We start from the raw sequence: 12916 nt of genomic DNA, 5'->3' as shown, positions 1-12916 counted from the left end.
TATAGCCTGACCGCTAAGTAGCCTGCCTGTTCCTGCCAGAAAGAGGTTATACCTATGTCGTTGTCTGCTTATTCCGGTTATGATGCGCTGGGGCTTGCCGCCCTAGTTAAGGCACGGGAGGTCTCGGCGCGTGAGCTTGTGGAAGCCGCCTATGCCCGGATGGATGAGGTGAATCCGCTGCTGAATGCGGTGGTGCGCACCCGCCGGGAGGCCGCACTGAAGGAGGCTGCGGAGATGCCCCTTGATTACGGGGCCGGGGATACCCCCCGTCCGTTCGCCGGCGTCCCCTTCCTGCTGAAGGATATCTCGCAGGCGATTGGCGGCGAACCGCTGACCTCGGGCGCTCTGCTGATGAAGGACAATGTCGCGAAGCGGGACTCTAACTATGTGGCCCGTATCCGGCGCGGCGGCTTCATTCCGCTGGGCCATACGAATACGCCGGAATTCGGGCTCAAAAATATCACCGAGCCCCTGCTCCACGGCCCGGCCCGCAACCCCTGGAACCCCGCCTGTTCACCCGGCGGCTCCAGTGGCGGTGCGGCGGCAGCGGTTGCCGCCGGGATCGTCCCGGCCGCCGGAGCCAGTGACGGCGGCGGCTCCATCCGCATACCGGCCTCGTTCACCGGCCTGTTCGGGCTGAAGCCGACGCGCGGGCGCACGCCGGTCGGCCCGGGGATCGGCCGCCAGTGGCAGGGCGCGTCGATTGATTTTGCGCTGACGCGCTCTGTGCGGGACAGCGCCGCGATGCTGGATCTGCTGCAGGTGGTGCAGCCGGAAGCGGCTTTTCAGACGCCGCTGTATCCGGGCGTCTACCTGGACGATCTGCTGAAGCCTGCACAGCGGAAGCTGCGGATCGCCTTCACCACCGCTTCGCCGGTGGGAACACCGGTATCCGCTGAGGCGGTAGAGGCCGTGCTGAAGACGGTCAAGTGGCTGGAGTCCGAGGGCTATGAGGTGGAAGAGAAGCTGAGCCCGGTCAACGGGGTGCGGCTGATGGACAACTACTATACGATGAACGCCGGGGAAGTATCCGCCATGTTCCTGTCGCTTGAGAGCGCCATGGGCCGTGCAATTAAGGCAGAGGAAGTGGATATTGTCACCTGGGTGCTGGCCGAAGCCGGGAAGCAGGTCTCGGCGGCAGAATTCGTGCACAGTCTGCACGAATGGGATGTAGCCGCTGCGCAAATGGCCGCGCTGATGGACCGCTTCGATCTGTATATTACTCCGGCTAATGCCGACTCCGCCCCGAAGGTCGGAGAGCTGACCCAGACCACGGCGGAGACAGAGGAGCTGATGCAGGTCAGCGGGCTGCCGAAGGATGCACAGCGGCGGATGATCTATGAGATGTTCGAGCCGAGCCTGACCTACACGCCCTTCACCCAGCTCGCCAACCTGACCGGCCAGCCCGCCATGAGCGTGCCGGTGCATCTTACGGCCGAAGGAATGCCGATCGGCGTCCAGGTCATGGCCTCCAAAGGGCGCGAGGACCTGCTGCTCCAGCTCGCCGCTTGTCTGGAGCAATCCCCGCTGTGGGTGGGGATGAGCGGGAATGCAGGCTTTGCTTGAGACCTGCTCCGCTTCCCTGAATACTATGCAAAGGGCCGTCCGCAGCGTGAAGTAACGCTGCGCACGGCCCTTTTGCTGTGATGTCTGCAGTGGGCTTCCAGAGACTTCCGGGACCCATCAGCCCTCTTCCAGAAAAGTTGCATTGAACTTCCGCAGCAGCTCCCCGAACAGCTGTCCCTCCTCCTCCGACCAGCCCTTTAGCAGTTGTTCGATCATCTCCTGCCGGACCTGCCGGTTCTCCTCCAGACTCGCTTGGCCCGTCTCCGTAATCTGCAGCGAATAAGCCCGCCCGTCCACAGGGTCCGGTACCCGGGTGATGTACCCCTTACTCTCCAGTGAGGCAGCCTGCCGGCTGACCGTAGAAATATCCAGCTGAAACTCATCGGAGATTGCCTTGATCCCGGCAGTTCCTTCACGAGATGCAATGTGATGCAGCAGCAGGTAGGCCGCACGATCCAGATTGCCGATTTTTTTGAACGTAGTAATTGAAGTGAGACGGCGGAACAGAACCGCCATTTCCAGCTCTATTGTCTCAATTGAATGTTTGTCCATGCCGGTTGCCCCTCTTCTCTTTTATTCATTGACTTTACTCTTTCCACTTGTATAATACAAGTATATACTTTCATGATACAACTTATTTCTGCAAAAGCTAATTTTCAGGGGGAACCGGTATGAAAGCCCATGAATTCATGGTCCGTCAGGTGTATAAGGTGAAGCAGGAAGACACCGTACGGACTTTTATTGAGAAATGTATTGCCCACCGGATCAGCGGCATGCCTGTCGTGAATGACCGGAATGAGATTGTCGCCTACCTCAGCGACGGGGATATTATGCGCTATATCGGCAGGCATGAGGATCTGATTGTGGATTCTTTTTTCCAGATTAATGTGTTCGTCGGGGATAATGATCTGTTCGAGGAACGGGCGCAGAAGCTGCTGGGTCTGAACGTAATGGCTATCGCCAAGAAGAAGGTTATCACTGTGCATGCCGAAGAAGATATTGAAGCCATCGCCACCATCCTCGGCAAAAAGCAGATCAAAAAGGTTCCCGTTGAACGGAACCGTGTGCTGGTCGGCATCATCAGCCGCGGCGATGTGATCCGCCATTCCTTCAAGGCGCTGCTCTAGGATGAACAATCCCCTTCACTAGCGCCTGCTTATCCTCATATGCTGCCAGACCGTCCTGCGTCTCTCCCCGGCAGCAGCTACAAGTTCGAAATGGCGCTTACGCTCTCCTTGTGATAGTTGCGGCACCCTGCTTTTTATGTCATTGTTGAAGCAGATGTAGTCCATTCGTCAGGTATAATCTTTTCATAAGGAGAGAACCATCTGTGCTGCCTATTCATGAAGTCATCGCCAATCCCAAAGCCAAAGAGATCTATTTCACGGTCAGAAAACACGGTACCGTCTCCAAGCAGACCCTGCTGGACGAAAGCGGACTGACCATAAGCACGTTAACACGCATCCTGGATGAACTGTTGTCCCAGGAGCTTCTGGTTGAGGTCGGCTTCGGCGAATCCACCGGAGGACGCCGCCCTACCCTTTATGAGACGAATCCGTCATACGCTTATCTGCTCGGACTGGAGATCTCCCGGACCCATGCTAAGCTTGTGCTGACAGACTTTCATCTGCGCTTGCTGGGCGAGCATACCTGGAGCATGGATGCAGGGCTTACCCCCGAGCTTCTCATGGAGTCGATTCATAGACAAGGCTTACAGATGCTTGACGCAGCCTCTGTCCAGCTCAGCCGGGTCGCCGGTCTTGGCATCGGCGCGGTTGGTCCGCTGGATCGTACAGCCGGAGTCATCCTGAATCCGGCCCGCTTTCCTGCAGAGGGCTGGTCACAAGTACATATTAAGGAACAGCTGGAGCAGCGCCTGGGGGTGCCTGTCTATCTGGATAATGGAGCTAATACGGCACTGCTCGGCGAGTATTGGGCCGGCAGCAACCGGATGCAGCAGCACCTTCTCTATCTCCATGCCGGAATCGGCCTGCGCTCCGCTATTATGAACGATGGGCGGCTGCTCTACGGCATAATCGATACCGAGGGAGCGGTCGGGCAGATGATCATTGACCGCGCGGGAGTGCCGCCGCAGATCCCCGGCGGTAATGCCGGGGCCTGGGAGAGCTATGTGTCGGTGCGGACGCTGGAGGGGCAGGCCCGCGAGGCCTGGCGGCTGGGCAGCAGCACAAGCCTCCGTGCTCTGGCAGAGCATGCGGAGGCTTTAGAATTCGTCCATCTGCTGGAAGCGCTCCAGGAGCGCGATCCAGTGATGGTCAGGTTATTCGATGAGATGGCGGTAGCCTGCGGCATCGGGCTGGCGAACCTGATCAATATTTTGCATCCCGAGGAGGTTATTCTCGGCGGCCCGCTGTTCCTAGCGGCAGATTTCTACGAGACAGCCACGCGGATCGCCCTGGAGCGGACCTACTACCGCGGACAATATAACGTCCGCTTCACCCGGAGCAGCCTGGGCGAGCACGCAGTTGCAACAGGCGCATGCGCGCTGGTGCTGCACCAGTTGACGAGCTGAGGGTGCTGCACATGCTGCTCCAGCAGTTGACGGGCTGACCGGATGCCAGCCGCTCCCGCTGTGATGCATTTATACACCTTATTTCCGCCCTGCGCCCGCTTTCGGCTGGATCTGGTGTATTTATACACCTCATTTCCGCCCTTCGCCCGCTTCCGGCTGGATCTGGTGCATTTATACACCTGATTTCTGCCCTGCGCCCGCTTTCGGCTGAATCTGGTGTATTTATACACCTCATTTCCGCCCTTCGCCTGCTTCCGGCTGAATCTGGTGTATTTATACACCTCATTTCCGCCCTGCGCCTGCTTTCGGCTGAATCTGGTGCATTTATACACCTCATTCCCGCTCTGCGCCTGCTTCCGGCTGGATCTGGTGTATTTATACACCTCAGCCCGCTTACGGTGCCGGTTGTCTCCGGCATTGTTGCACCTTTTGCAGGATTTATCTAAATTGGTTACTGGCTGTGGAGTTATTGTTGCAACTTTTGCAGGAATTTCGGCGAACCGGTGCTAATTTGAGCTGTATTGTTGCAATTTGTGCAGGATTTCCGCGCTGACCGCTCCTATGGAGCTGGATTGTTGCTATTTGTGCAGGATTCCTGCGCTGGCGGCTCCTATGTAGCTAAATTGTTGCACTTCATGCACAATCTCCTTATGGCCGCTCCTATTGAACTACATTGTTGCATTTTGTGCAGGATTTCCGCGCTGGCGGCTCCTATGGAGCTGGATTGTTGCACTTCATGCACAATCTCCGCGCACGCCGCTCCAATCATGGCAGATGGCCCCAATGTTGTTCCACCTTTCAGCCTTCAGCTAGCTGCCATCTTATTTATTCCCCTGACTCCAGACAGAGCCGGAGCAGATCGTCCACATGGGCCGTGGCCAGGCATTCTACCGTATCCGCAGAGCCGTAATAGATTTTGACCTCGCCGTCATCCTCCAGAATCATCCCGCCGGGAAAAATCACATGATTGCGGAAGCCCCCGCCAATCTCATAATCTGTCTCCGGTGCCAGCAGCGGCTGCCTGCTCATGCCGATCACCTTGCGGGGGTCCTCCAGATCCAGCAGCATAATTCCGGCGGTATAGCGCTTCTTCCAGGTGTCCTCCCAGCCGTGCTTGCCTCTGGCCGGGTCCACATCCACCGCATGGAAGGTGGTCAGCCAGCCCTTGTCTGTCCGGACCGGAGGTGCAGCCGGACCGACCTTATCATTAGCAAACGGCACCTGCTCGACAGCGAGCAGCAGGCTGGAGTTGCCCCAATGCACAAGGTCCGGCGACTCGGAGATCCAGGCATCGAAGCGGTCCCGGCCGCCGCGGCTGTACACCGTAAAGGGACGCTCCAGCCGGACATACTTGCCGCCGATGGTCTCGGGGAACAGTACCATATTGCGCAGGTCCGGTGTAGACAGGCTGAGCACCTCGAAGTGTTCCAGATCATCGGTAACGGCAATGCCGCCGCGGATGCCATGGCGCGTATCCACGGCAAAACACATGAAACAGCGGCCGCCGAGCACGGTCAGGCGCGGATCATAGGCGCGGATAATTTCCTCGTCATGCATTTTGAACACCGGCTTCGGGCCGGCGGTCCAGCTCAGACCGTCGTCACTGTAAGCAATGCCGAGATCCGTAGTGTGGTGCGGCTCCAGCGTCTGATCGTCCAGTGAGCCGTAATCGTTGCGGAAGATCATCACATATTTGCCGTTAAATTTCGTTACACCGGCATTGAATACCAGTGCGGTGGGGTAAGGAACCTTCGCTGCATCCAGCACCGGATTGCCGTGATACCGCCGGATGAAAGGGGCGGATTGCAGAATCGCCGAAACGTGTTGAGTCATGGGGTGTACCTCCTTGAATATTGAATGTTGAATGTTGTGTGTTGAATGTTGAGTGTTATGTGTAAGGCCGGACAGTTACCCCTTCAGGGAACCGGCCGTCATCTGCATGAAGGATTTGTTCGCAAACAGGTAGGCGACGAGAATCGGCAGAATGGATAAGCAAGCTCCCGCCATCATATAGTGGGTCTGGGAAGCGGCCGAAATCCCGTATTTCAGGTTCGCCAGCCCGACGGTTAGCGTCTGCAGCTCCGGCTTCGTCATCGTGAACACGAGCGGTAGCAGATATTCATTCCACGCGCCGCGGAAGGTGAACAGGGCGCCTACGCCCAGACCGGGTCCGAGCAGCGGCAGAATAATCCGCCAGAAGGTCCGGCCGGGGGAGCAGCCGTCTATCAGCGCCGCCTCGTCCAGCTCGCGGGGAATTCCCTTCATGAAGCTGAACAGAATGAAGAAGATCGAAGCATGGGCAGAGATCAGAATCAATATAACCCCCCACAGGCTGCTATGCAGATGAAGCTTAACCATCAGATCGAACTGCGGACGCAGCACAACCGCCCCTACAGCCACGAACATGGTGAAGGACTGCAGTCCGATATACAATTTTTTGCCGGCAAAATCCATCCGGTCCACCACATAAGCCGCCATGGAGGAGACCAGCAGCGTGCCTACCACTGCCGCCAGAGACACCAGCAGACTGTTCAGCGTATATCTGGAGAAATTCGCCTGCGACCAGGCTTCGGCATAGTTCGAGAAGTGCCAGCTATCCGGCAGGAAGGTTGCTCCCGCAGTCAGCTCGGCATTCGTCTTGAAGGAGCCGAGAATAGTGATCACAACAGGAATCAGGGTGATAAAAGCAAATGACAGCAAAAAAGTCCACAGGATTGTTTTGCCCAGTATGGTTCTTAGTCTCATAATAGCCTCTCTCCTCAATCGGTCTGATTCATGCGTCTGGATGCGTAGAAATAAATGAGTGATATCATCCCTACAATGACCGCAGACACAAAGGCGACCGCACTGCCGTATCCGAACTCCTGGACCTGAACACCCGCGCTGCCCCCGCCGACAGGGAAGAATAATTTGTATAAATACAGGAACATGACCTCCGTCTTGCCTACAGGACCTCCTTCGGTCAGAACCATGATGCTCTCGTAACCCTTCAGAGCTGTAATGATCGCCAGCATAATAACCATCTGCATGACAGGCCCGAGCATCGGCAGGGTGACATAGCGGAACTGCTGAATTTTCCCTGCCCCGTCCAGGGAAGAGGCCTCATACACATCCTCGGGAATATTCTGCAGACCGGCGAGGAAGAGCAGCATATAATTGCCGACCGCGCCCCAGGCCGCAACCAGAATGACGGTGAGCATGGCATATTTCGGCCCCAGCCAGTCCACGCCGGAATCTGTGAGGCCCAAGCGGATCAGGAACTGGTTGAGAATTCCGTTATACGAGTTGAAAATCGTGAAGAAGACTACGGCCATTACGGCTGTACTGATAACGGTCGGCATGAAGAAAATCCCCCGCAGCAGCTGTCTGCCCCGCAGCCCCCGGTTTAATATCGCTGCCAGCAGCAGGGCCAGCGGAATGGTGATCAGCAGCTTGCCGCCTGCATAGACAAATGTGTTCACCACCGAATCCCAGAACTGGGTGTCCTTCAGAATGCGGCTGAAATTAGCCAGACCGGTAAACCGGGCCGTTCCGAACCCTTTGTAATCATAGAACATATAGCGGAACGCCCAGGCAATCGGGTAAATTCCAAGGACCACAGTGAGCAAGGCACTTGGAAAGATAAAGCTATATGAAAATAAGGCATGTTTTGTTTTGTTCATCTGGTTTCTTCCGGCTCCTCTCCCTTACGGCCAGAGCAGAGGGATGAGAGAGTTGCTCCCTCATCCCCCGCTATCCCGGCCTGTATCTCTATCCCTAACCTTCGATCTACTTGGCGAACTTGCCGCCCAGCGCGGCGGGATCAAAGCCGGCATCCGGCTCGGCCTTCACGCCGTCATTCGCAATCACGCTGTCCAGTGCAGCATTATAGCGTTTGTTCAGATCAGCGATAATCGCCTTCAGGTCGCCGCCGTTCAGCATATATTTGAAGAAGGCGTCATCCGATTTCATTCCTTCCGGGGCTACAGACGGATAGACCGGCCACACTCCATCGTGCTTGTTCGGCAGGAAGCCTTCAATGCCGTTCACATCCGGTGTCTTGGCGGCTGCGCTGATGGATGGAACCATGGAGATGCCGAAGCCTTTTTCCTGATAATCCGTCAGCACCTGATCGCCGTACATGAACTCCATGAACTTCCAGGCTGCTTCTTTGTGCTCTGATTTCGAGCTGAGCGCCAGCCATTGGCCCCCGAGGAAGCCGGAAGCCCCCTTCACATTGCCGTCGATGGTCGGAACCGGAGCGGCCGCCCAGTCAATCTTGGCCGGGAACTGATTCTTGTAGACGCCCGGCTCCGAGGAGTAGGACATGTACATTCCGATCTTGCCTTCTGCAAACTGCGCCCGCAGCGGGTCAATATCCAGCGATTCTACACCCGGCAGCATACTGCCGTCGTCCTTGATCTGCTTAAAGGCATTGATGATCGGCTCGAAGCCGCTGAAGTCGTAGCGGGCCGTTTTGAAATCATACCCGAAGCCGCCATAGCCGCTCATCTCTGCAACCACCCGCGCCGAACGTGCGAACGCACTGCCGGGGTTCTTGAAGTTCAGGGCGAAGCCGTAAGCACCATCCGCCTTGCCGGCTGCTGTCAGTTTCTTGGCTGTATCCACCAGCTCCTGCAGAGTGGTCGGCGGATGCTCAATGCCTGCTTTGGCGAACAGATCCTTGTTGTATACCAGACGCATGGTCGTTCCGAAGTTAGGCAGGCTGTAACGCTTGCCGTCAAATTCATTCAAATCCGGCATAGCCGGGAATTTCGTCTTCACCTCATCGGTGAGGAACTCGTCAATGGGAGCGAGAAAGCCTTTTTTGTAAAAGGTCTGGATGGTATTCTCCTTCACCCGGATCACATCCGGCGCATCGGAGGTCTGGAAGGACAGATCGAGCGCGGTATCAAAGTCATCGCCCTTGACGACAAGCTCTACTTCAATCCCATCCTTATTGGATGCGTTGAACTCGGCTACCTTCTCCTTTATAAAATCGGCATCGTGGCGGTCGCCTGTCCAATAGCTGATTTTAGTTTTTTCTCCCGAACCAGCCTTCGCCCCTTCTCCCTTGCCTTCAACTGCGTTGCCGCCGTTACCGTTGCCGTTGCCGCAGGCTGTCAGGCCAAGTGCCAGGACCAGGCTCAGAGATGTTATTAGCGTACGCTTCATCATTGGTAGTTCCCCCTTATATATCCCTGCTGTATTCACTTACAACCTGATTATAGATCGATTGGACACAACGGATAAGGCGGGTAAGCCCACATTAAGGGCAGGTTTCTGCAGGAGTTAGATAGAGTTAAGGGAGGTCATCTCCGCCCCGCGGAAATTCCTCCCCTGCTGATTTCTATTCTTTTCCAAGATAATGCAATTTGAACTCGGACGGGGTCATGCCGGTATATTTCTTGAACACCTCGCTGAAATAACGCCTGTGCTCATACCCGAGATCCTGGGCGATCTCCTGAACCTGCCGGCCGCCGATCAGCATCGCCTTGGCCTTCTCCATCTTCTCATGCATCACATACTGCTGGAACGAAATCCCCTGCACCTTCTTGAACAGATTGGAGAAATATCCCTGGCTGAGGTTAATCTGCTTCGCCACCTGCTCCAGCGACAGCCCCGTATCCAGATGACTATGGATGTATTCGACGGCCTGACGGATAATCCGCGTGGATTCCTGAGAACGGGCTTCCTCCACCAGCGCACAGGCCTCCCGGCACAGCCAGGACAGCAGTTCCCGGATATCCTGCAGGGATGGATGCACCTGGTTCTTCATGGCGGCAATTCGGAGTTCCAGCGGCTCCACCTGCCCGTAAGGGAACTGCTCCAGCAGGACCCGGCAGATCCTGGAGCCCAGCTCATAGCCGACACTTTCAACATAACGCGGATCGGGCAAAAGCCCGCTGTCCAGCAGCTCCGAGAATAGCTGGTCCAGCATCTGAAGGCTTTTGGCAGAATTGCCGGAACGCAGGGCGAACAGCAGCTCCTGCTCGGCGGCGGCGGAATAGCTGTGAAGCGAGAGTGGTTTGTTCTCAATATTGCTATAATGATATACCCCGTTGCCCCCCGTATAGAAATGATACCCCAGTGCGCTGAGCGCCTGCCTGTACGCCGTGCCCAGCTCCTGAATCGCCACCGTACCCAGACCCACGCCAATAGAAATGGTATGACGCGAGAAGCGGCTGACATTCATGCAGCAGGCCTCCGTAATCCGCGCGGCGGTCTCCGGGTCCGAGCCGTTCATGATGCAGACGTACCGGTCTGTCGACTCCCGGATAATAACGCCGCGGGTCAGGGCGGAAATCGTCTCTTCGAAAATATTGTGCAGGCTGAACCTTAGCAGCTCGACCTCCTGCACAGGCTGGCCGCCCAGCTTCTCCGCGAAATGATCGATCTCGGCGACAAACACGAAGAAATCATGCTGGTCCAGCGGGATATCGAGATAGGCCCAGCGGGAACGGGCATCCGCCTCTGTCGTCTGGTGGTGCAGCAGGAAGGTGAGATATTCCTGGCGGAGGATAGGCAGACTTTCCTTGATTTTGGATTCCATCACAGCAAGTCTGGCGGTCTCCTGACGCTCCTCCCGGCACAGCTCCCTGGCCTTCAGCACTGCATTCACAATCTCTTCCAGGGAAAAGGGCTTCTTCACGAAATCAAGCGCCCCCAGCCGCATGGCTTCCTGGGCATAAGAGAACTCCGAGTAGGCGCTGAGGATAATAATCTTACAATCCGGCAGTACCTCCAGAATCGCCCGGGTCATCTGCAGGCCGTCCATTCTTGGCATCCGGATATCCGTCAGCACAATGTCGGGCCGGGTCTCGCGGATGATCTGCAGCCCCGCTTCACCGTCAAGCGCCGTACCGGCGACCTCAATACCGTGCTCCTGCCACGGCGGCTTGCGCGAGACCATCTCCACCACACTTTTGATATCGTCAATTACACATAATTTGAACCTTTCCGGCTCCTGCTTCCGGTCCATCCTTCATCTCTCCTCCCTAGGCGGAATCCACAGATCCGTCCGTGATCCCTTACCTGGCTCGCCACCCACATCCATACGGGCTTCGTCCCCGTAATACAGGGCCAGCCGGTGCCTGATGTTGAACAGGGCATAGCCTTTCCTCGACTGCGGAGCCGAGGCCATCCCCTGCTTGACCCGTGCAGCGTCAAGCCCCCGTCCATTGTCGGTAATGCAAATATGCAGCACCCCCTGCTCCCGGCTGACCGTGATGTCTATCCTGCCTCCTATAGTCCGGTCACTGAATCCGTGCTGGATGCTGTTCTCCACCACCGGCTGCAGGATAATTTTGGGCAGCAGACAAGTAAGCAGTGACTCATCCTCCACCGTCACCGTGTATTCAAACAATCCTTCATAGCATTTCTGCTGAATGGCGAAATACTGCCGCATGTGGGACAGCTCATCCCCAAGGGGAATCATATCCTTGCCGCCGCTGAGCCCGAGCTGGAACATCTGCGACAAGGACAGGATCATCTCATTCACATCGTCATTCTCGCCCATGACCGATTTGCAATAGATGGTATTGAGCGTATTGTACAGAAAGTGCGGCTCCATCTGCGCCGTAAGGGCACGGATCTCGGCATGCCGCTTGTCCTCCTCCTTGGTCTTCACATCCGCGATCAGCGCCTGAATCTCCGACATCATCCGGTTAAACTGAAAGCCGACCTGGGCAACCTCGTCCTCATAACGGCTCTCATACACCACGCTGAGCTGGTTCTCTTCGACTCTGCGCATTAGCCGCCGGAGCTTAAACAGGGGCTTCAGCAGCACAGATGTCAGCTGATTGGAGATCAGCCAGGTGATCAGCAGGAAGACAACGATGACATAAAAGGTAATGCGCTGCACCCGCTGCAGCTTGCCCAGCAGCTGGTCCCGCGACTGCATGCCGGAGATGATCCAGTCGGGTGATGCGGCTGAGCTTGTATAATTCACCAAATATTCCTTGCCGCCATAGCTGTAGTAGTGATCCTGCGGATCGGCCGCTTTCCCGGCTCCGGCGAGCACCGGCTTCCAGGGGAATCTGCCCCGGAACGGCCAGCGGGACTCCAACACCGCCTCTCCTTCCCCGCTCACCAGATAATAATTCCTCCCTGCTTGTTCTCCGCCTTGATTCAGCAGCTCATCGATCCGGCTCTCCCTGATATTGACCACAATAAATACATTGCTGATCGGCGTGTAAGGGTATTCATAAATTCCCCGGACTATGAAGGAGACCACCCGCTGGCTGCCTGTAAACAACCGATCATAATGTCCTTTGGCCCAGTAGCCGCCCGGCTGCTCCTTGCTCAGATCATATAATTCCGAGCCGTAGAACGAGTTGTCCTGCGCCCGGATCTGCGTAGTGGGATAGAAATCGCCAATCGGGGTTACGATTAGCACACTCTCAATGATCGGCTGATTGAACATTGCCTGGGAGAGCACATATTGCAGATCCGACAAATGTACATAGTAATTGGACACCTCATGGCTGAACACATCGAGCATCATCTTGCGGTACGCATCGCTCAGCATCAGGGACTGCACGGACAGCGCCACATCATTCAGGCGGGAATCCAGCAGCTGGGCCGTCTTGCTTACGGTCTCCCGGCTGCCGGCGTAGGCATTATCCTCGATCTCCTGCGCGGCAATCCAATACGAGAAGGTGCCCATTGCACCGATGGACAGCGTGATCAGCACGATGAACGAGAACAGAATCCTCTGTTTGATGGATATCCGGTAATACCTGCCGGCGATCTGCCGCCGGAGCTGCCGGACATAGGCTGTGAATGTATTCATAGCTTTTCCTTCTGAAGCATGTACCTTGTACCTCCCTATTGATT

At 56.3% G+C, this 12916-nt stretch carries 10 protein-coding genes; 3 read left to right on the top strand and 7 right to left on the bottom strand.

Features of this window, described 5'->3' with window-relative positions; genetic code table 11:
- Positions 1-54: 54 nt before the first annotated feature.
- Positions 55-1566, top strand: a complete 1512-nt coding sequence (locus MKX51_RS06935) for an amidase (RefSeq protein WP_340991747.1) — start codon at positions 55-57, stop codon at positions 1564-1566.
- A gap of 117 nt (positions 1567-1683) precedes the next feature.
- On the opposite strand, the gene MKX51_RS06930 is transcribed toward MKX51_RS06935, so the two are convergent.
- The gene (locus MKX51_RS06930; RefSeq protein WP_076079684.1) at positions 1684-2118 is read right to left on the bottom strand and encodes a MarR family winged helix-turn-helix transcriptional regulator; all 435 of its coding nucleotides are present in this window, start codon (positions 2116-2118) and stop codon (positions 1684-1686) included.
- 119 nt (positions 2119-2237) lie between these two features.
- Between MKX51_RS06930 and MKX51_RS06925 the strand changes: the two genes are divergently transcribed.
- Positions 2238-2693 (top strand): CBS domain-containing protein, encoded by a 456-nt coding sequence (locus tag MKX51_RS06925; protein ID WP_340942781.1) that lies wholly within the window; start codon positions 2238-2240, stop codon positions 2691-2693.
- Between the two features lie 203 nt (positions 2694-2896).
- Positions 2897-4099 carry an ROK family protein gene (locus tag MKX51_RS06920; protein WP_340991744.1) on the top strand — a complete coding sequence of 401 codons (1203 nt, stop codon included), beginning with the start codon at positions 2897-2899 and terminating at the stop codon, positions 4097-4099.
- Between the two features lie 825 nt (positions 4100-4924).
- On the opposite strand, the gene MKX51_RS06915 is transcribed toward MKX51_RS06920, so the two are convergent.
- The 6 genes from MKX51_RS06915 to MKX51_RS06890 form a co-directional block, all read right to left on the bottom strand.
- A complete protein-coding gene (locus MKX51_RS06915; RefSeq protein ID WP_340991742.1) occupies positions 4925-5932 on the bottom strand; it encodes a glycoside hydrolase family 130 protein in 1008 nt (335 codons plus the stop codon).
- 75 nt (positions 5933-6007) lie between these two features.
- Positions 6008-6844, bottom strand: coding sequence for a carbohydrate ABC transporter permease (locus MKX51_RS06910; RefSeq protein WP_340942786.1), 837 nt, complete (start codon positions 6842-6844; stop codon positions 6008-6010).
- A 14-nt stretch (positions 6845-6858) separates the two neighbouring features.
- Positions 6859-7761, bottom strand: a complete 903-nt coding sequence (locus tag MKX51_RS06905) for a carbohydrate ABC transporter permease (protein ID WP_340991741.1) — start codon at positions 7759-7761, stop codon at positions 6859-6861.
- 106 nt (positions 7762-7867) lie between these two features.
- On the bottom strand, positions 7868-9256 hold the full coding sequence (locus tag MKX51_RS06900; RefSeq protein ID WP_340991739.1) for an ABC transporter substrate-binding protein: 1389 nt from the start codon (positions 9254-9256) through the stop codon (positions 7868-7870).
- A 172-nt stretch (positions 9257-9428) separates the two neighbouring features.
- Positions 9429-11060, bottom strand: coding sequence for a response regulator (locus MKX51_RS06895; RefSeq protein WP_340991737.1), 1632 nt, complete (start codon positions 11058-11060; stop codon positions 9429-9431).
- A 3-nt stretch (positions 11061-11063) separates the two neighbouring features.
- Complete coding sequence (locus MKX51_RS06890; RefSeq protein ID WP_340991735.1) at positions 11064-12872, bottom strand: cache domain-containing sensor histidine kinase; 1809 nt, start codon at positions 12870-12872, stop codon at positions 11064-11066.
- Between the last annotated feature and the right edge of the window lie 44 nt (positions 12873-12916).

This window comes from Paenibacillus sp. FSL M7-0420, from assembly GCF_038002345.1.
GTDB lineage: Bacteria > Bacillota > Bacilli > Paenibacillales > Paenibacillaceae > Paenibacillus_AQ.
This window is presented reverse-complemented; position numbering and strand designations above follow the sequence as displayed.

Bases quoted from the DNA above. Each gene is read 5' to 3' on its own strand.
- MKX51_RS06900 (WP_340991739.1), bottom strand. From the start codon at position 9,256: ATGATGAAGCGTACGCTAATAACATCTCTGAGCCTGGTCCTGGCACTT.
- MKX51_RS06905 (WP_340991741.1), bottom strand. From the start codon at position 7,761: ATGAACAAAACAAAACATGCCTTATTTTCATATAGCTTTATCTTTCCA.
- MKX51_RS06935 (WP_340991747.1), top strand. From the start codon at position 55: ATGTCGTTGTCTGCTTATTCCGGTTATGATGCGCTGGGGCTTGCCGCC.
- MKX51_RS06930 (WP_076079684.1), bottom strand. From the start codon at position 2,118: ATGGACAAACATTCAATTGAGACAATAGAGCTGGAAATGGCGGTTCTG.
- MKX51_RS06925 (WP_340942781.1), top strand. From the start codon at position 2,238: ATGAAAGCCCATGAATTCATGGTCCGTCAGGTGTATAAGGTGAAGCAG.
- MKX51_RS06890 (WP_340991735.1), bottom strand. From the start codon at position 12,872: ATGAATACATTCACAGCCTATGTCCGGCAGCTCCGGCGGCAGATCGCC.
- MKX51_RS06910 (WP_340942786.1), bottom strand. From the start codon at position 6,844: ATGAGACTAAGAACCATACTGGGCAAAACAATCCTGTGGACTTTTTTG.
- MKX51_RS06895 (WP_340991737.1), bottom strand. From the start codon at position 11,060: ATGGACCGGAAGCAGGAGCCGGAAAGGTTCAAATTATGTGTAATTGAC.
- MKX51_RS06915 (WP_340991742.1), bottom strand. From the start codon at position 5,932: ATGACTCAACACGTTTCGGCGATTCTGCAATCCGCCCCTTTCATCCGG.